Origin of the sequence: Pseudomonas sp. BIGb0278 (assembly GCF_024809895.1) — a bacterium.
Lineage (GTDB): Bacteria > Pseudomonadota > Gammaproteobacteria > Pseudomonadales > Pseudomonadaceae > Aquipseudomonas > Aquipseudomonas shirazensis.
Map to the genome: position 1 here is coordinate 250,098 of NZ_JANUEL010000003.1, position 22,740 is coordinate 272,837.

Annotated in this window: 20 protein-coding genes; 11 read left to right on the forward strand and 9 right to left on the reverse strand. The window is 62.4% G+C overall.

Features of this window, described 5'->3' with window-relative positions; all coding sequences use genetic code 11:
• Nucleotides 1-11: 11 nt before the first annotated feature.
• From ispC to rpsB, 7 genes are all read right to left on the reverse strand, one after another.
• Nucleotides 12-1,202 (reverse strand): 1-deoxy-D-xylulose-5-phosphate reductoisomerase, encoded by a 1,191-nt coding sequence (ispC, locus tag M2396_RS13905; RefSeq protein ID WP_259075570.1) that lies wholly within the window; start codon nt 1,200-1,202, stop codon nt 12-14.
• The gene (locus M2396_RS13910; RefSeq protein WP_101317247.1) at nt 1,199-2,014 is read right to left on the reverse strand and encodes a phosphatidate cytidylyltransferase; all 816 of its coding nucleotides are present in this window, start codon (nt 2,012-2,014) and stop codon (nt 1,199-1,201) included. The genes ispC and M2396_RS13910 overlap by 4 nt, the downstream gene beginning before the upstream one ends.
• Nucleotides 2,014-2,769, reverse strand: coding sequence for a polyprenyl diphosphate synthase (gene uppS, locus M2396_RS13915; RefSeq protein WP_103436325.1), 756 nt, complete (start codon nt 2,767-2,769; stop codon nt 2,014-2,016). Before uppS ends, M2396_RS13910 begins: the two co-directional genes overlap by 1 nt.
• 16 nt (nt 2,770-2,785) lie before the next feature.
• A complete protein-coding gene (gene frr / locus M2396_RS13920; protein ID WP_150572028.1) occupies nt 2,786-3,343 on the reverse strand; it encodes a ribosome recycling factor in 558 nt (185 codons plus the stop codon).
• Nucleotides 3,340-4,083, reverse strand: coding sequence for a UMP kinase (pyrH, locus tag M2396_RS13925; RefSeq protein ID WP_101317241.1), 744 nt, complete (start codon nt 4,081-4,083; stop codon nt 3,340-3,342). The genes frr and pyrH overlap by 4 nt, the downstream gene beginning before the upstream one ends.
• Before the next feature lie 181 nt (nt 4,084-4,264).
• On the reverse strand, nt 4,265-5,128 hold the full coding sequence (tsf, locus tag M2396_RS13930; protein WP_101317239.1) for a translation elongation factor Ts: 864 nt from the start codon (nt 5,126-5,128) through the stop codon (nt 4,265-4,267).
• Nucleotides 5,129-5,315: 187 nt separating this feature from the next.
• Nucleotides 5,316-6,053, reverse strand: coding sequence for a 30S ribosomal protein S2 (rpsB, locus tag M2396_RS13935; RefSeq protein ID WP_101317236.1), 738 nt, complete (start codon nt 6,051-6,053; stop codon nt 5,316-5,318).
• A 347-nt stretch (nt 6,054-6,400) separates the two neighbouring features.
• Here rpsB and map point away from each other — a divergent pair, with 347 nt between their 5' ends.
• From map to M2396_RS13955, 4 genes are all read left to right on the forward strand, one after another.
• Nucleotides 6,401-7,183 carry a type I methionyl aminopeptidase gene (map, locus tag M2396_RS13940; protein ID WP_101317234.1) on the forward strand — a complete coding sequence of 261 codons (783 nt, stop codon included), beginning with the start codon at nt 6,401-6,403 and terminating at the stop codon, nt 7,181-7,183.
• A 21-nt stretch (nt 7,184-7,204) separates the two neighbouring features.
• On the forward strand, nt 7,205-9,907 hold the full coding sequence (locus M2396_RS13945) for a [protein-PII] uridylyltransferase (RefSeq protein WP_101317232.1): 2,703 nt from the start codon (nt 7,205-7,207) through the stop codon (nt 9,905-9,907).
• A gap of 23 nt (nt 9,908-9,930) precedes the next feature.
• A complete protein-coding gene (gene dapC, locus M2396_RS13950; protein WP_259075579.1) occupies nt 9,931-11,127 on the forward strand; it encodes a succinyldiaminopimelate transaminase in 1,197 nt (398 codons plus the stop codon).
• A gap of 87 nt (nt 11,128-11,214) precedes the next feature.
• Nucleotides 11,215-11,949 (forward strand): M12 family metallopeptidase, encoded by a 735-nt coding sequence (locus M2396_RS13955; protein WP_150572029.1) that lies wholly within the window; start codon nt 11,215-11,217, stop codon nt 11,947-11,949.
• 2 nt (nt 11,950-11,951) lie between these two features.
• On the opposite strand, the gene M2396_RS13960 is transcribed toward M2396_RS13955, so the two are convergent.
• Nucleotides 11,952-13,598: a Na+/H+ antiporter gene (locus M2396_RS13960; RefSeq protein ID WP_150570843.1), complete on the reverse strand. Its 1,647-nt coding sequence runs from the start codon at nt 13,596-13,598 to the stop codon at nt 11,952-11,954.
• Nucleotides 13,599-13,868: 270 nt separating this feature from the next.
• On the opposite strand from M2396_RS13960, the gene M2396_RS13965 reads away from it, so the two are divergent.
• The 4 genes from M2396_RS13965 (at nt 13,869) to M2396_RS13980 (ending at nt 16,983) form a co-directional block, all read left to right on the forward strand.
• Nucleotides 13,869-14,216 (forward strand): ArsC family reductase, encoded by a 348-nt coding sequence (locus M2396_RS13965; RefSeq protein WP_101317223.1) that lies wholly within the window; start codon nt 13,869-13,871, stop codon nt 14,214-14,216.
• Between the two features lie 43 nt (nt 14,217-14,259).
• Entirely contained in the window at nt 14,260-15,294 is a 1,035-nt protein-coding gene (gene dapD, locus M2396_RS13970; protein WP_101317221.1) for a 2,3,4,5-tetrahydropyridine-2,6-dicarboxylate N-succinyltransferase, read from the forward strand.
• A gap of 76 nt (nt 15,295-15,370) precedes the next feature.
• Nucleotides 15,371-16,576: a cysteine desulfurase gene (locus tag M2396_RS13975; protein WP_150572030.1), complete on the forward strand. Its 1,206-nt coding sequence runs from the start codon at nt 15,371-15,373 to the stop codon at nt 16,574-16,576.
• Nucleotides 16,573-16,983: a SufE family protein gene (locus M2396_RS13980; RefSeq protein WP_150570841.1), complete on the forward strand. Its 411-nt coding sequence runs from the start codon at nt 16,573-16,575 to the stop codon at nt 16,981-16,983. Before M2396_RS13975 ends, M2396_RS13980 begins: the two co-directional genes overlap by 4 nt.
• A 15-nt stretch (nt 16,984-16,998) precedes the next feature.
• On the opposite strand, the gene tcdA is transcribed toward M2396_RS13980, so the two are convergent.
• On the reverse strand, nt 16,999-17,820 hold the full coding sequence (tcdA, locus tag M2396_RS13985) for a tRNA cyclic N6-threonylcarbamoyladenosine(37) synthase TcdA (protein ID WP_150570840.1): 822 nt from the start codon (nt 17,818-17,820) through the stop codon (nt 16,999-17,001).
• A 255-nt stretch (nt 17,821-18,075) separates the two neighbouring features.
• Between tcdA and M2396_RS13990 the strand changes: the two genes are divergently transcribed.
• The 3 genes from M2396_RS13990 to M2396_RS14000 all read left to right on the forward strand — a co-directional run bounded on the left by M2396_RS13990 (nt 18,076) and on the right by M2396_RS14000 (nt 22,734).
• Nucleotides 18,076-20,667, forward strand: coding sequence for a glycosyltransferase (locus M2396_RS13990; RefSeq protein WP_101317213.1), 2,592 nt, complete (start codon nt 18,076-18,078; stop codon nt 20,665-20,667).
• Nucleotides 20,668-20,770: 103 nt separating this feature from the next.
• Entirely contained in the window at nt 20,771-21,922 is a 1,152-nt protein-coding gene (gene dapE, locus M2396_RS13995; protein ID WP_150570838.1) for a succinyl-diaminopimelate desuccinylase, read from the forward strand.
• Entirely contained in the window at nt 21,922-22,734 is an 813-nt protein-coding gene (locus tag M2396_RS14000) for a putative RNA methyltransferase (protein ID WP_259075585.1), read from the forward strand. The genes dapE and M2396_RS14000 overlap by 1 nt, the downstream gene beginning before the upstream one ends.
• Nucleotides 22,735-22,740: the final 6 nt, after the last annotated feature.

Genomic DNA, 22,740 nt, shown 5'->3' on the forward strand with positions numbered 1-22,740 from the left:
GCGAGCACGCATCAGCGGCCGTTCCGCCGCAGCCATTCCCGGGACAGCTCCCGCGCGCGCTGGTCGGCAGCAAACACCGCATCCAGCGACGTCAGTGGCACAACTGGCTCCTGTTCGAGCACCTGCTCGATCATACCCGCGATCTCCGGGAAGCGGATACGCCGCTGCAAAAATGCCTCAACTGCCACTTCATTGGCCGCATTGAGTACCGCAGGTGCACTGTGGCCGGCTTCTGCCGCCTGACGCGCCAGGCGCAGGCAAGGGAAGCGATGCGGATCGGGCGCCTGGAAATCCAGCCGGGCGATGGCAAACAGGTCAAGCGGGGCAACGCCGGAGTCGATCCGCTCTGGCCAGGCCAGCGCATTGGCAATCGGCGTGCGCATGTCGGGATTACCCAATTGGGCGAGCACCGAACCATCGACGTAATCCACCAATGAGTGGATCACGCTTTGCGGATGCACCACAACTTCGACCTGAGCTGGCGCAGCATCGAACAACCAGCACGCCTCGATCAACTCGAGGCCCTTGTTCATCATGCTCGCCGAGTCGACCGAAATCTTGCGCCCCATCGACCAGTTGGGATGGGCACAGGCCTGCTCGGGCGTGACTGCTTCAAGCTGCGCCGATGGCGTTTCGCGGAACGGCCCGCCGGAGGCCGTCAGCAAGATGCGGCGCACGCCAACTGCACCCAGACCACGCGCATAATCGCCGGGCAAGCATTGGAAAATGGCATTGTGCTCGCTGTCGATCGGCAGCAACACCGCGCCACTGCGCCGCACTGCGTCCATGAACAACGCGCCGGACATAACCAGCGCTTCCTTGTTGGCGAGCAGGACCTTCTTGCCGGCCTCAACCGCCGCCAGGGTTGGACGCAAGCCAGCAGCACCGACGATCGCAGCCATTACCGCGTCGACTTCGCTGGCTGCAGCCACCTGACACAGGCCGGCCTCGCCTTCGAGCACCTCGGTAGCACTGCCCGCCGCCGCCAGATCCGCACGCAGGCGCAGCGCAGCGTCAGCGCTTGGTACCACAGCAAACGCTGGGCTATGGCGCAAACACAGCGCCAGCAGCTGCTCGACCTGGGAATAGCCGCTGAGCGCAAATACCTGGTAGCGCTCTGAGTGACGGCCAATCACGTCAAGCGTGCTCAGACCAATCGAACCGGTAGCGCCAAGCACCGTGATCCGTTGCCTACGGCTCACATGACACCCCATTCAGCGGCCCACAGCAGCACGGCGAACATCGGGATGGCAGCGGTCAGGCTGTCAATGCGGTCAAGCACACCACCATGGCCCGGCAGCAGGTTGCTGCTGTCCTTGATGCCTTCGCGGCGCTTGAACATGCTTTCAGTGAGATCACCCACCACCGAAGCCATCACCACCACTACCGCACCCAGCAGCCCCAACAGCAGCTGGCCGATGCTCCAGTCACGCACCAGGCCTACGCCCAAGGCGATCAGCAGGCTGACGGCAAGGCCGCCATACACGCCTTCCCAGCTCTTGCCGGGGCTGACGTGAGGGGCCAGCTTGCGCTTGCCGAACGCGCGACCGGAAAAGTACGCACCGATGTCGGCAGACCACACCAGCACCATCACCGAGAGAATCAGGAAGTTGCCCAGCGGCCAGTGCTTGAGCAACACCAGGCCTTGCCAGGCCGGCAGCAGCACCAGCAAGCCGATCAGCAGGCGGCAGGCGGCACTCGACCACAGTTCGCTGCTGCGCGGGTAGGTCAGCACCAGCCAGGTCGCCAACCCCCACCAGATCACCGCTGCGCCGAGCACCCAAGGCGCCAGTTCGGGCAACAGGTACAGCAGCATCAACGCCGCAGCCACCACAGCGGCATAAGCGATGCGCATTGGTTGAGCCATCAAGCCGGCCAGACGCGCCCATTCCCAGGCGCCCAAGGTGACTACACAGCCGATGAACAGGGCGAAGTCGCCGCCCTGCAGAAGAAAGAATCCAGCCAGTGCAATCGGCAGCAGGATCAGCGCAGTAATGATGCGTTGTTTAAGCATTAAGCACGAGCTCCAGCCTCGACCTGCTCGCTGGTTTTCCCGAAGCGGCGTTGGCGCGAAGCGAAATCGGCCAGCGCGGTACGCATGGCCTCGTGTTTGAAGTCCGGCCAGAACAGGTCGGAGAAATACAGCTCGGCGTAGGCCAGCTGCCACAACAGGAAGTTACTGATGCGATGCTCGCCGCCGGTACGAATACACAAGTCAGGCAGCGGCAGGTCGCCGGTCGACAGACAGGCCTGCAACAACCCCGGAGTTATGTCGTCCGGGCGCAGATGCCCAGCCTGAACCTCACGGGCCAGCCGTTGCGCTGCCTGGGCGATATCCCACTGACCACCATAATTGGCAGCGACCTGCAGGATGAAGCGATTGCTGCCGGCGGTTGCCGCTTCGGCCTCGCGCATGGCGGCCTGCAGCTCCGGATGAAAGCGGCTGCGATCACCGATGATGCGCAGGCTGATGTTGTTGTCATTGAGGCGCCGGGCTTCGCGGCGCAAGGCCGTGAAAAACAACTCCATCAATGCGCCGACTTCATCGGCCGGGCGTTGCCAGTTTTCACTGGAGAAGGCGAACAGGGTCAGGACTTCGACACCCGCCTCGGCACATACTTCAATCACCGCGCGCACAGCATCCACGCCAGCTTTATGCCCGGCAACACCGGGCAGCAGACGCTTCTTCGCCCAGCGATTGTTGCCGTCCATGATGATCGCGACGTGACGCGGCACCCCTGACGGCGCCGCTTGCTTGGTCTTTTCCATGAAGAGAACCCTGGCCTCAGACGGCCATCAGGTCCTTTTCCTTCGCCTTCACGGCAGTCTCGATATCCGCGACGAACTTGTCGGTCAGTTTCTGGATGTCATCAGCCGCACGACGCTCTTCGTCTTCGCTGATTTCCTTTTCCTTGACCAGGTCCTTGAGCTGGCTGAGCGCATCACGACGGATGTTGCGCACGGCGACACGGCCATCTTCGGCAGCTTCACGAGCCTGCTTGGTGAAGCCCCTGCGGGTTTCTTCGGTAAGGGCTGGCATGGTGATCAGCAGCAGCTCGCCCAGGTTGGTCGGGTTCAGGTTGAGGCCTGCGCTACCGATAGCCTTGTCGACCGCGCTGAGCATGTTGCGCTCGAAAGCAACGACCTGCAGGGTGCGCGAATCCTTGACGGTGATGCTGGCCACTTGCTTGATCGGCGTATCCGCACCGTAGTACGGCACCATCACGCCTTCGAGAATGCTTGGGTGAGCAACACCGGTGCGGATGCGGCTGAACGCATGCTGGAGCGATTCCAGCGACTTGGTCATACGTTCCTGAGCATCTTTCTTGATTTCGTTGATCATGCTTGGCCTTCCTCGATCAAAGTACCTTCAGCGCCACCCACCACGATATTCAGCAGGGCGCCAGGCTTGTTCATGTTGAATACACGCAATGGCATCTTGTGGTCGCGGCACAGACAGATTGCGGTCAGGTCCATCACACCCAGCTTACGATCCAGAACCTCATCATAGGTGAGGCGATCGAACTTCTCGGCGTGCGGGTCCTTGAATGGATCGGCAGTGTACACACCGTCGACCTTGGTCGCCTTCAGCACCACATCTGCATCGATTTCGATGCCGCGCAGGCAGGCTGCGGAGTCGGTGGTGAAGAACGGGTTGCCGGTACCGGCGGAGAAAATTACCACATCCCCGGAGTTGAGGTGGCGAATAGCTTTGCGACGATCGTAATGGTCGGTGACGCCGACCATGGAGATGGCCGACATGACCAGTGCCGGGATGTTCGAACGCTCAAGGGCGTCGCGCATGGCCAGGCCATTCATCACCGTGGCGAGCATGCCCATGTGGTCGCCGGTAACCCGATCCATGCCGGCGGCGCTGAGCGCTGCACCGCGGAACAGGTTGCCGCCGCCGATGACCAGGCCCACCTGGACACCGATGCCGACCAGCTGACCCACTTCGAGGGCCATGCGGTCCAACACTTTCGGGTCGATCCCGAACTCTTCCGAGCCCATCAGGGCCTCGCCGCTAAGTTTGAGCAAAATGCGTTTATAGCGAGGTTGGCGACCACTCACCTGCTGAGCCATTGCGAGTCTCTCCTGCGGCGTTTTTAAGAAAATTCTGCGCGGGCTGGGTTACAGCCAGCTAACTGTAGCGTGGCGCTGCTTCAGCGCCAGCGGTACCAGGCCGGATAAACCTGGTGCCGGTTTGACAAAGAGGCTGCGCGCGTGAGCGGGCAGCCTCTTTGGGGCGACAGACGAGGCTGTCTTACTGCTTGGCAGCAGCCAGCTGGGCGGCAACTTCTTCAGCGAAGTTGTCGACCGGCTTCTCGATGCCTTCGCCTACTTTGAAGTAGGTGAAGGAAACGATTTCAGCACCGGCTTTCTTGGCCAGTTCGCCGACTTTGATCTCCGGGTTCATGACGAAAGCTTGCTCTTTCAGCGAGGCTTCGGCTTTGAACTTGGTGATACGACCGTTGATCATGTTCTCAACGATGTTTTCCGGCTTGCCGGCGATCTTGTCAGCGTTCAGCTGCAGGAACACAGCCTTCTCGCGCTCGATGGCCTCGGCGGAGATTTCCGACGAATCGAGGAACTCAGGGTTCGACGCAGCAACGTGCATGGCGATTTCTTTGGCCAGCTGAACATCGCCGCCCTTCAGAACAACCGCAACACCGATCTTGTTGCCGTGCAGGTAGGCACCAACAACGTCACCCTCAACGCGCACCAGGCGACGGATGTTGACGTTCTCACCAACCTTGGCGACCAGTGCTTCACGCGCCGATTCGCGCGCAGCGATCAGCGGGGCAGCGTCGGTCAGCTTGTCGTTGAAAGCCTGTTCCACGCTTTCAGCAACGAAGTTTTTGAAGTCGTCTTGCAGAGCCAGGAAGTCGGTCTGCGAGTTCACTTCCAGCAGGACGGCGGACTTGTCGTCGGCCTTGATGGCGATAGCGCCTTCAGCGGCAACGTTGCCAGCCTTTTTGGCGGCCTTGATGGCGCCGGAGGCACGCATGTCGTCAATGGCTTTTTCGATATCGCCGTCAGCCTTTTCCAAGGCTTTCTTGCAATCCATCATGCCTTCGCCGGTACGCTCGCGCAGTTCTTTGACCAGCGCTGCAGTAATTGCTGCCATTTCAAAATCCTCTTGGAAAGTTTTTCAACCATTCCACCCGCTCGTCACGGGCGTTCAATTCTGCTAATCCACTGTCTTGTTGCCAGCAGGAGGTCATCATGCGGCGGTATTGCTGACAGGAGGATTTCAGGTGGCAAAAAGGGGGCCAAGCCCCCTTTTTGCGTGCCAAGTAGACGCCAGGCGTCAATTACTCAGCAGCTGGTGCCGCTGCTTCTTCAACATAGACTTCGGTGCCGCCAGCAACATGGTTGCGGCCGCGGATGATGGCGTCAGCCATCGAAGCCATGTACAGCTCGATTGCGCGGATGGCGTCATCGTTGCCTGGGATGATGTAATCAACACCTTCCGGGCTGCTGTTGGTATCGACAACGCCGATAACCGGGATGCCCAGCTTGTTGGCTTCGGTGATCGCGATGCGCTCGTGATCAACGTCGATGACGAACAGTGCGTCAGGCAGACCGCCCATGTCCTTGATACCACCCAGGCTGCGGTCCAGTTTCTCCAGATCGCGCGAACGCATCAGAGCTTCTTTCTTGGTCAGCTTGGCGAAGGTACCGTCTTCAGCCTGGACTTCAAGATCACGCAGACGCTTGATCGAAGCGCGGATGGTCTTGTAGTTGGTCAGCATGCCGCCCAACCAGCGGTGGTCGACGTATGGCGAACCACTGCGAGCAGCGTGCTCGGCGACCAGTTTGCCGGCGGAACGCTTGGTGCCGACGAACAGGATCTTGTTTTTGCCCTGGGCCAGGCGCTCGACGAACGACAGAGCGTCGTTGAACATCGGCAGGGTTTTTTCCAGGTTGATGATGTGAATCTTGTTACGCGCGCCGAAAATGTATTTACCCATTTTCGGGTTCCAGTAACGGGTCTGGTGACCGAAGTGCACACCGGCCTTCAGCATATCGCGCATATTGACTTGGGACATGATTGTTCCTTGATAAGTCGGGTTGGGCCTCCACGTATCCCAATGACCAACCCACGTCGCCGAAGCGGTCGGGGCACCCAGGTCATCGTGTCGACACGTGTGTGGGTTAAGGCAGTCGAGGTCGTCCCCGAAAGCGGCGCACTTTATACCACAGACTCGGCGCTGACGGAACTGCAATCCTGTCGCGTCCGTCAGTGCTTTTTGCAGCGGGCCCGCAATCGCGCCAAAATGCCTCATATAGAGAGCCGCCAGCGGGCCTTTCTGCCGACAGATGGGCGCCTCGCTCTGGTAGAATCTGGCCTTTCCCGTTTGTTCGCGCCCTGCACGGCGCCGTAGAGAGCCTGTCAATGACCGTTACCATCAAGACTGCAGAAGACATCGAAAAGATGCGCATCGCCGGCCGCCTGGCCGCTGAAGTGCTGGAGATGATCGAGCCACACGTCAAGCCCGGCGTTACCACCGAAGCGCTCGACCGCCTGTGCCACGACTACATCGTCAACATTCAGCAGGCCATCCCGGCCCCGCTCAACTACAAAGGCTACCCGAAGTCGATCTGCACCTCGATCAATCACGTGGTCTGCCATGGCATCCCCAACGACAAGCCGTTGAAGGATGGCGACACGCTGAACATCGACGTGACCGTGATCAAGGACGGCTACCACGGCGATACCAGCCGCATGTTCCATGTCGGCACCGTGCCGGTGTGGGCCGAGCGCCTGTCCCAGGTCACCCAGGAATGCATGTACAAGGCGATCGAGCTGGTCAAGCCGGGCTGCCGTCTGGGCGACATCGGCGAAGTGATCCAGAAGCACGCCGAGAAGAACGGTTTTTCGGTGGTGCGCGAGTTCTGCGGTCACGGCATTGGCAAGGTTTTCCATGAAGAACCGCAGATCCTGCACTACGGCCGTGCCGGCACTGGCATGGAACTCAAGGAAGGCATGACCTTCACCATCGAGCCGATGATCAATCAGGGCAAGGCCGACACCAAAGTACTGGGCGACGGCTGGACGGCCATCACCAAGGACCGCAAGCTGTCGGCGCAGTGGGAGCACACCCTGGTGGTTACCGCGACCGGTTACGAGATCTTCACCCTGCGCAAAGACGACACCATCCCCCGCACGTCGGCCTAACACTTTCAGGAAAGCGACTCGATGCCCCAGGTGGATCCCGAGCTGTTCGACCGCGGCCAGTTCCAGGCGGAACTGGCGCTCAAGGCAAGCCCCATCGCTGCCTTCAAGAAGGCTATCCGCCTGGCCCGCGAGGTGCTCGATCGGCGCTTTCGCGAAGGCCGTGACATCCGCCGGCTGATCGAAGATCGCGCCTGGTTCGTCGACAACATCCTGCAACAGGCCTGGAGCCAGTTCGACTGGCAACCACCCGAAGCGATCGCCCTGATCGCCGTGGGCGGCTATGGCCGCGGCGAACTGCACCCGTACTCGGACATCGACCTGCTGATTCTGCTCGACGGCGCCCAGCACGAGCAGTATCGCGACGCCATCGAACAGCTACTGACCCTGCTCTGGGACATCGGCCTTGAAGTCGGCCAGAGCGTGCGCAGTGTCGACGAGTGCGTCGAGCAGGCCCGCGCCGACCTGACGGTGATCACCAACCTGATGGAAAGCCGCACCATTTGCGGCCCCGAAGCCCTGCGCCAGCGCATGCTCGAGGCCACCAGTACCTCGCACCTGTGGCCGAGCAAGGAGTTCTTCCTGGCCAAGCGCGCCGAACTCAAGGCCCGCCACCACAAGTACAACGACACCGAATACAACCTCGAACCCAACGTCAAGGGCTCGCCCGGGGGCCTGCGTGATATCCAGACCGTGCTTTGGGTCGCGCGCCGCCAGTACGGCACCTTGAACCTGCACGCCCTGGCCGGCGAAGGCTTCCTGTTGGAAAGCGAAAACGAACTGCTGGCATCGTCCCAGGCGTTTGTCTGGCGGGTGCGCTATGCCCTGCACATGCTCGCCGGCCGCGCCGAAGACCGCCTGCTGTTCGATCACCAGCGCAGCATCGCCGCCTTGCTCGGCTTCAGCGACGAAAACCCCAAGCGTGCCATCGAGCAGTTCATGCAGCAGTACTATCGGGTGGTGATGAGCATCAGCCAGCTCTGCGACCTGATCATCCAGCATTTCGAAGAAGTGATTCTGGCGGACGAAGACAGCGGCACCACCCAGCCGCTCAACGCCCGCTTCCGGCTGCATGATGGCTACATCGAGGCCGCCCATCAGAACGTGTTCAAGCGCACCCCGTTTGCCATGCTCGAGATGTTCGTGCTGATGGCCCAGCACCCCGAAATCAAGGGCGTGCGCGCCGACACCGTGCGCCTGCTGCGCGCCCATCGACACTTGATCGACGATGACTTTCGCAACGATATCCGCAACACCAGCCTGTTCATCGAGCTGTTCAAGTGCGAGATCGGCATCCACCGCAACCTGCGCCGGATGAACCGCTATGGCATTCTTGGCCGTTACCTGCCCGAGTTCGGCCTGATCGTCGGGCAGATGCAGCATGACCTGTTCCACATCTATACGGTCGATGCGCATACGCTCAACCTGATCAAGCACCTGCGCAAATTGCAGTACACCCCGGTTTCAGAGAAATTCCCGCTGGCCAGCAAGCTCATGGGCCGTCTGCCCAAACCCGAGCTGATCTACCTGGCCGGGCTCTATCACGACATCGGCAAGGGCCGTCAGGGCGACCACTCCGAGCTCGGCGCAGTCGATGCGCAGGCGTTCGGCGAACGCCACCAGCTGCCGACCTGGGACACTCGGCTGATCGTCTGGCTGGTGCGCAACCACCTGATGATGTCGACCACGGCCCAGCGCAAGGACCTCTCCGACCCGCAGGTGATCAATGATTTTGCCCTGCACGTCGGCGATGAAACGCGCCTCGACTATCTCTACGTACTGACCGTTGCCGACATCAACGCGACCAACCCGACGCTGTGGAACTCCTGGCGCGCCAGCCTGCTGCGCCAGCTTTACAGCGAGACCAAGCGTGCCCTGCGCCGCGGCCTGGAAAACCCGCTCGACCGCGAAGAGCAGATCCGCCAGACACAAAGCGCTGCGCTGGACATCCTGATCCGCGAAGGCACCGACCCGGACGACGTCGAGCAGCTCTGGTCGCAACTGGGTGACGACTACTTCCTCAAGCACACCGCCGCCGACGTCGCCTGGCACAGCGATGCAATCCTGCAGCAGCCGGCTGACGGCGGCCCGCTGGTGCTGATCAAGGAAACCACCCAGCGCGAGTTCGAAGGTGGCACGCAGATCTTCATCTATGCGCCCGACCAGCACGACTTCTTTGCGGTGACGGTGGCGGCGATGTCGCAGCTGAACCTGAACATCCACGACGCGCGCATCATCACTTCGAGCAGCCAGTTCACCCTCGACACCTACATCGTGCTGGACAACGACGGCGGCTCGATCGGCGACAATCCGCAGCGGGTCAAGCAGATTCGCGACGGTTTGACCGAAGCCTTGCGCAACCCGGAAGACTACCCGACCATCATCCAGCGGCGAGTCCCGCGTCAGCTCAAGCACTTCACCTTTGCGCCGCAGGTGACCATCCTCAATGATGCCCAGCGCGCGGTGACCATTCTCGAGATCACGGCTCCCGACCGGCCTGGCCTGCTGGCACGGATCGGGCGGATCTTCCTCGAGTTCGACCTGTCGCTGCAAAACGCCAAGATCGCCACTCTCGGCGAGCGGGTCGAAGACGTGTTCTTCATTACCGACGCCAACAACCAGCCGCTGTCCGACCCGCAACTGTGCAGCCGCCTGCAAGAAGCGCTGGTCCAGCAGTTGCAGCCCAGCCAAGGCAGCGACAACAGCCCTGCCCGCCTGACTATCTAGATGATTGACGAGACCTCGTGCCGATGAACCAAGCCATGACCCAGCTGCAGCCCTACCCGTTCGAGAAGCTGCGCGCCCTGCTCGGCAGCGTGCAGCCCGCCGCTGACAAACGTGCCATTGCCCTGTCGATCGGCGAACCCAAGCACGAGTCGCCGGCCTTTGTAGCCAAGGCCCTGGCAGACAACCTCGACAAGCTGGCGGTGTATCCCAGCACGCTGGGTTTGCCGGCCCTGCGTCAGGCGATTGGCCAGTGGTGCGAACGCCGCTTCAATGTGCCCGGCGGCTGGCTTGACGCTGACCGTCACATCCTGCCGGTCAACGGTACCCGCGAGGCCCTGTTTGCATTCACCCAGGCGGTGGTCAACCGCGCCGACGATGGCCTGGTGATCAGCCCCAACCCGTTCTACCAGATCTACGAAGGTGCAGCACTGCTGGCCGGTGCCACCCCGCACTACCTGCCGTGCCTGGAAGACAACGGTTTCAACCCTGACTTCGACGCAGTGTCGGCCGAGACCTGGCAACGCTGCCAGATCCTGTTCCTGTGCTCGCCAGGCAACCCGACCGGCGCGCTGGTGCCGCTGGACACGCTGAAAAAGCTGATCGCCCTGGCCGACGAGCACGACTTCGTGATTGCCTCCGACGAATGCTACAGCGAGCTGTACTTCGACGAAGAAAATCCGCCGCCGGGCCTGCTCACCGCGTGCGCCGAGCTGGGTCGCAGCGACTTCAAGCGCTGCGTGGTGTTCCACAGCCTGTCCAAGCGCTCCAACCTGCCCGGCCTGCGCTCAGGTTTTGTCGCAGGCGATGCGCAGATCATCAAGCCGTTTTTGCTGTATCGCACCTATCACGGCTGCGCCATGCCCGTGCAAACCCAGCTGGCCAGCGTGGCCGCCTGGCAGGACGAAGCCCACGTGCGGGCCAACCGCGACCAGTACCGGGCCAAGTACGACGCGGTGCTGGAAATTCTCCAGCCTGTTATGAACGTGCAGCGGCCCGATGGCAGCTTCTACCTGTGGGCCAAGGTGCCGGGTTGCGATGCTGACTTCACCCGCGATCTGTTCGAAGCTGAGCATGTCACCGTCGTGCCGGGTTCATACCTGTCCCGCGAAGTCGACGGCGTCAACCCAGGCGCAGGCCGTGTGCGCATGGCCCTGGTCGCACCATTGGAGGAGTGCATCGAGGCGGCGTCGCGTATCCAGCGCTTCCTTGAACGCCGCTGAGCCAGTTACAAGCTGATATATGTAAGGCACAGCTGCATAGCCGATCGGCGAAGCTCGTGGTCCATCAATTGACCAGGAGCTTTCCCGATGATCATCGATTCCCGGCCTTGTTGCCGCAACCGCATCCCAGAGCAGCTCTCCTACGACCTGGCGATCGCCGAAAACCCACGCAACAGAGGCGTAAGTAGTGGCGGGCGACACAAACGCGGCCTCGTCAAACACACGCACTTGTGGGAGCCGGGCCGCACGCTGTGGATCTCGTTCATGGGCTCACCTGATCGAAGCCTGAAAATGGCAATTTTCGAACTGGCGAGCCAGTGGACTGACTTGTCCGAGGCGAATCTGGAATTGGATCTGGCCGAAGACAACGATGCCAAGGCCCAGATCAGGGTTCTGACCGGCAAGGATGTCCTGCACAATCAATCAGACCTCGGCACCGATGCGCTGGCCTATACCGATGAGACCATGTGCCTGAACGTCGCTCCCGGCGAAGAGTGGTTTGAATGTACAGTGCTGCATGAGTTCGGCCACGCCCTCGGACTACAGCACGAACACACCCACCCTGATGCCAATATCCCGTGGAACGAACAGGCGCTTATCGCCACGCTCCAAGCCGCTGGCTGGACTGCACAGGATGTGCACCAGCAGTATCTGGACGTGCAGGCTGATACAGCCATGATAAAAACCGCTTACGACCCGTTGTCGATCATGCATTATGCCGTCGCGCAATGGCAGACCATCGGCGATTTTGAGATCGCACGTAACCACCAGCTCAGCGAAAAGGACCTTGAGCTGATGCGCCTGGCCTACCCGCACGACTGAACCTAGCGAACCTGTCCAAGGTTGGCCTCGCTCATGTCCAGATCGCCCAACACCTGGCGCACGACCTCATCACCTACCAGGTGCTGGCGATGCAGGCTATAGAGCTCCAGGCGCTGGGCACGCAGCGCACGCAAACGCAGGCGACGCTCGAGCAAGTCCATCTGGTGCGCCAGCTCACGGGCTTCGGCGCTGTCGTTGTAGCTGGCCAGTTCATCGCGATACTCGGCCATCAGCCGCGCCTTGAGCTCGACCGCCAAGGTTGCCTGAGCCGCATCCTGAGCAGCGTTGGCATCGACCACTTCCTCGGCTTCGAGGGCATGGATCGCTGCCTCTGCGGTCAGCCGCCACGCCTCCCGCACTTCCTGCTGCAAGCGCTCGTCCGGGCTCTGGGTAATGCCGCGCAAGAGCAGCGGCAAGGCAATGCATGCACTGATCAACGACAACAGAATCACCCCGGCGGCAATAAAGATCAGCAAGTCGCGTTGCGGGAACGCCTCCCCGGCACTGATCAACAACGGCACCGACATCACGCCTGCCAAGGTCACCGCCCCGCGCACGCCGCCCAGGGTCAACAGCCAGCAGGAACGTGCAGTCGGCACCAATACCAGTTCAGGCTTGCCGCGCCAGCGGCGTACCACGCCAATCGCCCGCCAGATGCTCTGCACCCAGATGAAACGGAGCACGATCAGCGCCGCAAAGATCGCCAGCACTTCCAGGCAGCGGTAGGCGAGCGCCGGCCACAGCGAGGTTTCGTGGCTGACCACTGCCTTGATGATGTCCGGCAACTGCAGGCCCAGCAGCAAGAAGATCAAACCGTTGAAGGCGAACTCAAGCAACGACCAGACGCTGCGATTGAGTAGCCGGGTGCTGGTCTGGCGCGGCAGCAGATCCAGCCAGCTCTGCATCATGCCTGCGGCTACCGCCGAAAGGATGCCCGACACACCAAGACGCTCGGCCAGCACATAGGCCGCGAACGGCAGCAACAGCATGAACACCACATGGGTGGCCGGATCATCCCAGCCGCGGGTGATCATCCACGCGCGTAGCCGCCCGACCAGCCAGCTCAACGCCACGCCGACGGCCAGCCCTCCCAAGGCCACCAGCACGAACGACAAGCTCGCGTCGGTGAGCGAAAACACCCCGGTAATCGCCGCAGCCAAGGCGAACTTGAAGGTCACCAGGCCCGAGGCATCATTGAGCAAGGCTTCGCCCTGAAGCATGTGCATCAACGGCGTCGGCAGTCGGTCCTGGGCAATGGCCGAGACGGCCACTGCATCGGTCGGCGACAGCACGGCGGCGAGGGCAAACGCCACCGGCAGCGGAATGCTCGGCAGCAGCCAATGAATGAAGTAACCCGCGCCGACCACGGTAAACAGCACCAGCCCAACGGCCAGGGCGATGACCGGGCCGCGCATGCGCCACAGCTCCCGCTTGGGGATACGCCAGCCATCGGCGAACAGCAGCGGCGGCAGGAACAGAAACAGGAACAGCTCCGGCTCCAATGCCACATGCAAGCCCAGGCTGGGCCACGCCAATAGTGCGCCTGCCGCGATCTGTACCAACGGCAACGGCAGTGGGATCAAGCGCCCGACCAGCTTGGACACGCTTACCAGCGTCAGCAGGATGAGGACGGTATAGGCTGACTGCATCGGTAAAAATCCTGTCAAATTGGAGAAACGCTTACAGCGCTAGGACCGCAATTGAAACAATATGTTAGCGGGGAGTTAAGGGCATCTGCCGCTGCACGATAGTCGCAGGCTGCCGCAGAATGTGTAACAGCGTGCTACTCAACGCGCTTAACCGCGGGCATTCGGCAGCCAGCCGTGGCGCCAGCCCCAGCGATGTCGCATAATCCGCCGACTAAACAACGGGAGATATTGGGGAGGTTTTGGGTGAACCCGCCGGACCCTTTGAATTCAATGGCTTACACTCTCTACGGCATCAAGGCCTGCGACACCATGAAAAAGGCGCGTAGCTGGCTTGAAGAACACGCCATCGACTACGCCTTTCACGACTATAAAAGCCAAGGCATCGACCGTGACAGCCTGATCCGCTGGTGCAACGAGCACGGCTGGCAGGTTGTGCTCAACCGTGCCGGCACCACGTTCCGCAAACTCGACGATGCCAGCAAAGCCGACATTGACCAGGCCAAGGCCGTCGAATTGATGCTGGCCCAGCCGTCGATGATCAAGCGCCCGGTGCTCGACCTTGGCGAACGCACCCTGGTCGGCTTCAAGCCGGATCTGTACGCCGCTGCGCTGGGCTGAGCCCAACAGCGCTGCCACCCCCCTATTCGCAAGAGGTAATCGCATGTCCACTACTCTGTTCAGCCTGGCCTTCGGTGTCGGCACCCAAAACCGTCAGGGCACTTGGCTGGAAGTGTTCTACGCACAACCACTGCTCAACCCGAGCGCCGAACTGATCGCTGCCATCGCCCCGGTGCTGGGCTATGAAGGCGGCAACCAGGCCATCGCGTTCAGCAATGCCCAGGCCGGCCAGCTGGCCGATGCGGTCAAGTCGGTCGACGCTACCCAGTACGCGCTGCTGACCCGCCTGGCAGAAAGCCACAAGCCGCTGGTCGCCACCCTGCTGGCCGAAGACAGCGCACTGACCTCGACGCCTGAGGCCTACCTCAAGCTGCACCTGCTCTCGCACCGCCTGGTCAAGCCGCACGGCCTGAGCCTGGCCGGCATTTTCCCGCTGCTGCCGAACGTAGCCTGGACCAACCGTGGCGCGGTCGACCTGGCTGAGCTTGCCGAACTGCAACTGGAAGCACGTCTGAAGGGCGAGCTGCTGGAAGTGTTCTCGGTCGACAAGTTCCCGAAAATGACCGACTACGTGGTCCCGGCCGGCGTGCGTATCGCCGATGCGGCGCGCGTGCGTCTGGGCGCCTATGTTGGCGAAAGCACCACCATCATGCACGAAGGCTTCGTCAACTTTAACGCCGGCACCGAAGGCCCAGGCATGATCGAAGGCCGCGTCTCGGCGGGCGTCTTCGTCGGCAAGGGTTCGGACCTGGGCGGCGGTTGTTCGACCATGGGCACCTTGTCCGGTGGCGGCAACATCGTCATCAAGGTCGGCGAAGGCTGCCTGATCGGCGCCAACGCCGGTATCGGTATCCCGCTGGGCGACCGCAACACCGTTGAAGCTGGCCTGTACATCACGGCCGGCACCAAGGTGAACCTGCTCGACGAGAACAACGAACTGGTCAAGGTGGTCAAGGCCCGTGATCTGGCCGGCCAGACCGACCTGCTGTTCCGTCGCAACTCGCTCAACGGCGCAGTCGAGTGCAAGACGCACAAGTCGGCAATCGAGCTGAACGAGGCGCTGCACGCGCACAACTGAGAACCATCAGGTTCGAAGTGATAAGATCGGGTCTGGCGTAAAGCCAGGCCCGATTTTCATTGCAGGTCCCGCAAACATGTTTCAGCCCTCCCCCTGGCGCGCCGACTTCCCCGCGATCGCCGCGTTGCAACGCCAGCACCAGACTTACCTGGACAGCGCCGCCACTACCCAGAAGCCACAGGCCCTGCTGGATGCACTGAGCCATTACTACAGCCATGGCGCCGCCAATGTGCACCGCGCGCAACACCTGCCGGGAGCACTGGCCACTCAAGCGTTCGAGGCCAGCCGCGACAAAGTGGCTGCCTGGCTGAATGCCGCTGATGCGCAACAGATCATCTTCACCCACGGCGCGACCTCAGCGCTGAACCTGCTCGCCTATGGCCTTGAGCACGGCTTCAATGCCGGCGACGAGATCGCCATCAGTGCGCTGGAGCACCACGCCAACCTGTTGCCCTGGCAGCAACTGGCGCAGCGGCGCAATCTGCGCCTGGTGATATTGCCGGTGAACTCGCAAGGCCAGATTGACCTTGACCAGGCACTGCAGCTGATCGGCCCACGTACACGCTTGCTGGCGGTCAGCCAGCTGTCGAATGTGCTCGGCACCTGGCAACCGCTGCCAGCCCTGCTCGCCCACGCCCGCGCCCAAGGCGCGTTGACCGTTGTCGATGGCGCTCAGGGCGTGGTGCATGGACGCCACGACGTGCAACAGCTGGGCTGCGACTTCTACGTGTTCTCCAGCCACAAACTGTACGGCCCGGAAGGCGTCGGCGTGCTCTACGGCCGGCATCGCGCGCTGCAGCAGTTGCGCCATTGGCAGTTTGGCGGCGAGATGGTCCAACTGGCGGATTACCACAGCGCCAGTTTTCGTCCTGCGCCGCTCGGCTTCGAAGCCGGCACGCCACCGATTGCCGGCGTGATTGGCCTGGGCGCCACGCTGGACTATCTGGCCAGCCTTGATGCCAACGCGGTCGAGCGCCACGAAGCAAGCCTGCACCAGCACCTGCTGCGCGGTCTGGCCGATCGCGAGGGCGTTCGCGTACTGGGCGCACCACAGACCGCGCTGGTCAGCTTTGTCGTCGACGGCGTACACAACGCCGACATCGCCCATGTACTGACCGAGCAAGGCATCGCCGTGCGCGCCGGTCATCACTGTGCAATGCCCCTGCTCAAAGGCCTCGGCCTTGAGGGCGCGATCCGCGTGTCGCTGGGGCTGTATAACGACAGTGACGATCTGGCGCGCCTTTTCGAAGCGCTGGATCAAGGCCTGGAGCTGCTGCGATGAGCCTGCCCGAACAAGCTCGCGAGGCATTGGCGTGCTTCACCGAAGCCCGTGGCTGGGAACAGCGCGCACGCTTGCTGATGCAGTGGGGCGAGCGCCTGGCGCCACTGGATGACACCGAGAAAACCGAAAGCAACCGTGTCCACGGCTGTGAAAGCCTGGTCTGGTTGGTGGCCGTAGTCGATGATGGCCAATGGCGTTTCAAGGCCACCAGCGATGCGCGTCTGTTACGCGGTTTGCTGGCGCTGTTGCTGGCGCGGGTACAAGGGCTGGCCAGCGCCGAGCTGGCCCAGCTCGACCTGCGCGGCTGGTTCAGCGAGCTGGGGCTTGAACGCCAACTGTCGCCGTCGCGCAGCAACGGCCTGCATGCGGTACTGCAGCGTATGGCGCAGCTCGCCAGCGAAGCCTGAAGCGCTGACCGCTGCTTACAGATCAGCCGCCGGCGCGACCACCCGTTCCGACGGCCGGCGCGCACCGGCAACCAGTTTTTCGATGGCTTTGCTCGCCGCCACCATGCCGAACGTGGCGGTGACCATCATCACCGCGCCAAAGCCGCCGGAGCAATCCAGGCGCACGCCCTCACCGACAAAGCTCTTTTGCAGGCAAACGCTGCCGTCACCCTTGGGATAACGCAGCTGCTCGCTGGAGAACACGCACGGCACGCCGTAATTGCGCGAGGTGTTGCGCGAGAAGTTGTAGTCGCGGCGCAGGGTCGAGCGCACGCGTGAGGCCAACGGGTCGTTGAAGGTCTTGTTCAGGTCGCCGATCTGGATCTGCGTGGGGTCGATCTGGCCACCAGCGCCACCGGTGGTGACCACGGCGATCTTGCGCCGCCGGCACCAGGCAATCAACGCCGCCTTGGCCATCACGCTGTCGATGCAATCGATGACGCAGTCCATCTGCTCGGTGATGTGCTCGGCCATGCTGTCACGGGTGACGAAGTCTGCCACTGCATGGACTGTGCAGGCCGGGTTGATTGCCAGCAGACGCTCGGCCATGACCTCGACTTTAGCCCGCCCTACCTGGCCTTCCAGCGCATGCGCCTGGCGGTTGGTGTTGCTCACGCAGACATCATCGAGGTCAAACAGGCTGATTTCGCCAACACCGCTGCGCGCCAGCGCCTCGGCCACCCATGAGCCGACCCCGCCGATGCCGACCACCGCCACATGGGCGTCGCGCAGGCGTTGCAGGCCTTGGTCGCCGTACAAACGGGCAACGCCGGCGAAGCGTGGATCTTCTGTGCTCATGCTCGCTATCCGCAAAAAACCGGCGCGCATTATATGCCAGCTGGCGGGTCGCCGGGCCGCACGGCGCTGTTAGTTGGTAAAAAACCTACCAATCCTGCTTTAATATCCGATCAGAGAGTCAGACTTGGACGACAACCGAGTGGGAGCAGAGCTTCACCCTCTGCGCCGAATGGCACTGCTGCTTTCTTGTCCAAGCGTAGAACGCAGCCCCAGCTGGCACACGCCCACTCCCCTCTTCGGAACCTACAATCGCTTATGTCATCACGCAAATTCGGCCTCAACCTGGTAGTGGTGCTGGTCATCGCCGCGCTGTTCACCGGGTTCTGGGCGCTGATCAACCGCCCGGTGTCCGCGCCGGCCTGGCCGGAGCAGATTTCCGGCTTCTCCTACTCGCCGTTTCGCCTGGGTGAAAGCCCGCAAAAGGGCCAGTACCCGAGCGAGGAGGAGATGCGCCAGGACCTCGAGCAGTTGAGCAAACTGACCGACAGTATCCGTATCTATACCGTCGAAGGCACCCAGGCCGAAGTCCCGCGGCTGGCTGAGGAATTCGGCCTGCGCGTCACCCTGGGTATCTGGATCAGCCCGGACCTTGAGCGCAACGAGCGCGAGATCAGCAAGGCCATCGAGCTGGCCAACAGCTCGCGCAGCGTGGTGCGGGTGGTGGTTGGCAACGAGGCGTTGTTCCGCAAGGAGGTCACCCCCGAGGCGCTGATCCAGTACCTGGATCGGGTCCGCGCGGCGGTCAAGGTGCCGGTGACCACCAGTGAACAGTGGCATATCTGGAAAGAAAACCCGGAGCTTGCACCCCACGTCGACCTGATCGCCGCGCACATCCTGCCGTACTGGGAGTTTGTGCCGATGCAGGATTCGGTCGAGTTCGTGCTTGATCGCGCCCGTGAGCTCAAGCAGCAGTTCCCGCGCAAACCGCTGCTGCTGTCGGAGGTTGGCTGGCCGAGCAACGGCCGCATGCGCGGCGGCGCCGATGCCACCCAGGCCGACCAGGCCATCTACCTGCGCACGCTGGTCAATACGCTGAACCGACGCGGCTACAACTACTTCGTCATCGAGGCCTACGACCAACCGTGGAAGGCCAGCGACGAAGGTTCGGTGGGCGCCTACTGGGGCGTGTTCAACGCCGAGCGCCAGCAGAAATTCAACTTCGAAGGGCCGGTGGTGGCGATTCCGCAGTGGCGCGCCCTTGCGGTCGCTTCGGTGGTGCTGGCGATGCTTGCCCTGACCATCCTGCTGATCGATGGCTCGGCGCTACGCCAACGCGGGCGCACCTTCCTCACCTTCATTACCTTCCTCTGTGGCTCGGTGCTGGTGTGGATCGCCTACGACTACAGCCAGCAATACAGCACCTGGTTCAGCCTGATCGTCGGTTTCCTGCTGGCGCTGGGGGCGATTGGTGTGTTCATCGTGTTGATGACCGAAGCCCATGAACTGGCCGAAACGGTGTGGACGGCCAAGCGCCGTCGCGAATTCCTGCCGGTGCAGGGCGACAGCGCCTACCGGCCGAAAGTGTCGGTGCACGTGCCCTGCTACAACGAGCCACCGGAGATGGTCAAACAGACCCTCGACGCCCTCGCCGCGCTCGACTACCCCGACTATGAAGTGCTGGTGATCGACAACAACACCAAGGACCCGGCCGTGTGGGAGCCGCTCAAGGCCCACTGCGAGCTGCTCGGTGAGCGCTTCAAGTTCTTCCACGTTGCGCCCCTGGCCGGCTTCAAGGGTGGCGCACTCAACTACCTGTTGCCGCACACGGCCAAGGACGCCGAAGTGATCGCCGTGATCGACTCGGACTACTGCGTCGACCGCAACTGGCTCAAGCACATGGTGCCGCACTTCGCCGACCCGAAGATCGCTGTGGTGCAGTCGCCGCAGGACTACCGCGACCAGCACGAAAGCGCCTTCAAGAAGCTCTGCTACAGCGAATACAAAGGCTTCTTCCACATCGGCATGGTCACCCGCAACGACCGTGACGCGATCATCCAGCACGGCACCATGACCATGACCCGGCGCTCGGTGCTGGAAGAACTCGGCTGGGCCGACTGGTGCATCTGCGAAGACGCCGAGCTGGGCTTGCGCGTGTTCGAAAAAGGCTTGTCTGCCGCCTACGCGCACAACAGCTACGGCAAGGGCCTGATGCCCGACACCTTCATCGACTTCAAGAAGCAGCGCTTCCGCTGGGCCTACGGCGCGATCCAGATCATCAAGCACCACGCCCGCGCCCTGCTGCAGGGCAAGGGCAGTGAACTGACCCGCGGCCAGCGCTATCACTTCCTCGCCGGCTGGTTGCCGTGGGTCGCCGATGGCATGAACATCTTCTTCACCGTCGGTGCGCTGCTGTGGTCGGCGGCGATGATCATCGTCCCGCACCGGGTCGATCCACCGCTGATGATCTTTGCCATCCCGCCGTTGGCGCTGTTCTTCTTCAAGGTCGGCAAGATCCTGTTCCTCTACCGTCGTGCGGTCGGCGTCAACCTCAAGGACGCCTTCGCTGCCGCCCTGGCCGGGCTGGCGCTGTCGCATACGATTGCCAAGGCCGTGCTGTACGGTTTCTTCACCAGCAGCATGCCGTTCTTTCGCACACCGAAGAACGCCGACAGCCATGGTTTGCTGGTGGCGATTTCCGAAGCGCGCGAAGAGCTGTTCATCATGCTCTTGCTGTGGGGCGCTGCCGGTGGCATCTACCTGGTGCAGGGCTTGCCCAGTTCGGACATGCGCTTCTGGGTAGCCATGCTGCTGGTGCAATCGCTGCCGTACCTGGCCGCGCTGATCATGGCCTTCCTGTCGTCGCTGCCCAAACCGGCAAGCGATGCAGCACAAGCCTCGACTGCCTGACCATAAAGGCCACCCGCTGGCACCCTGAAGGTGCCCGGCGGGCGCATTTGATATAAGATAACGCGCCTGTTTTTTCGTCCTTGCCTTGCCCCCGGAGTTCCCCATGACGGCCCCCGCCGAGCTCTCGCCTACCCTTCAACTGGCCTGCGACCTGATCCGTCGTCCCTCGGTGACCCCGGTCGATGCCGACTGCCAGACCCAGATGATGAACCGCCTGGGCGCTGTCGGCTTCCAGCTTGAACCGATGCGCATCGAAGACGTCGACAACTTCTGGGCCACCCATGGCAGTAAGGACGGCCCGGTGTTGTGTTTTGCCGGCCACACCGACGTGGTCCCGACCGGCCCGGTGCAGCAGTGGCAACATGAGCCGTTCCAGGCACTGATCGATGCCGACGGCATGCTCTGCGGCCGCGGCGCTGCCGACATGAAGGGCAGCCTGGCATCGATGGTGGTGGCCAGCGAGCGCTTTGTGCACGACTACCCCAACCACCGCGGCAAGGTCGCCTTCCTCATCACCAGCGACGAAGAAGGCCCCGCCCATCACGGCACCAAGGCCGTCGTCGAGCGCCTGGTCGCACGCAACGAGCGCCTCGACTGGTGCATCGTCGGCGAGCCATCGAGCACCAATTTGCTCGGTGACGTGGTCAAGAACGGCCGCCGCGGTTCGCTCGGTGCCAAGCTGACCGTACGCGGCAAGCAGGGCCACGTTGCCTATCCGCACCTGGCGCGCAACCCGATCCACCTGGCCGCGCCAGCGCTGGCCGAACTGGCAGCAGAGCATTGGGACGAAGGCAATGCGTTCTTCCCGCCGACCAGCTTCCAGATCTCCAACCTCAATTCCGGTACCGGCGCGACCAACGTCGTGCCTGGCGACCTGACTGCGCTATTCAACTTCCGTTTCTCCACCGAGTCGACCGTCGAGGGCCTGCAGGCGCGGGTGGCGGCGATTCTCGACAAGCATCAGCTGGACTGGTCGATCGATTGGGCGCTGTCGGGCCTGCCGTTCCTCACCGAGCCAGGTGAACTGCTCGACGCGGTAGCGGCCAGCATCAAGGCCGTCACCGACCGCGATACCCAGCCATCGACCAGCGGCGGCACCTCCGACGGCCGCTTCATCGCCACCATGGGTACTCAGGTGGTCGAGCTCGGCCCGGTCAACGCCACTATCCACCAGGTCGACGAGCGCATCCTGGCCAGCGATCTCGACCTGCTGACCGAGATCTACTACCAGACCCTGGTGCGGTTGCTCGCCTGATGCTCATCTGCCCTCTTTGCCAGGCGGCCTTGGCAGCGCTGGACAACGGTGTCGCGTGCAGCGCCGGCCATCGCTTCGACCGTGCTCGCCAGGGTTATCTGAACCTGTTGCCGGTGCAGCACAAGAACAGCCGTGATCCAGGTGACAATCAGGCGATGGTCGAGGCCCGCCGGGACTTTCTCGACGGTGGCCACTATGCCCCGGTCGCCGAGCGCCTGGCGCAGCTGGCTGCTGAGCGCCAGCCCGGCGCCTGGCTGGATATCGGCTGCGGCGAAGGCTATTACACCGCGCAGCTCGCCAATGCCCTGCCGGCGGCCCAGGGTTACGCCCTGGATATTTCCCGTGAAGCGGTTAAACGCGCCTGCAAGCGCGCGCCGCAGGTGACCTGGATGGTCGCCAGCATGGCCCGCGTGCCCCTGGCCGATGCCAGCTGCCAGTTCATCGCCAGCGTTTTCAGCCCGCTCGACTGGCAGGAGGCCTTGCGCCTGCTCAGCCCCGGCGGCGGCCTGATGCGGGTCGGCCCGACCAGCGGTCACCTGATGGAGCTGCGCGAGGTGCTTTACGATGAAGTGCGTCCGTATGCTGACGACAAGCACCTGGCACTGGTGCCAGTGGGAATGGTCCATGCTCACAGTGAAACCCTCGAGTTTCGCCTCAGCCTGGCCGCACCCAAGGCTCGCGCCGACCTGCTGGCGATGACCCCGCACGGCTGGCGAGCAAGCGCTGAAAAGCGCGCGCTGGTGATCGACCAGGCCGCGCCGTTCGAGGTAACCGTTTCCATGCGTTATGACTATTTCCTGCGCCAATCCTGAGCACAC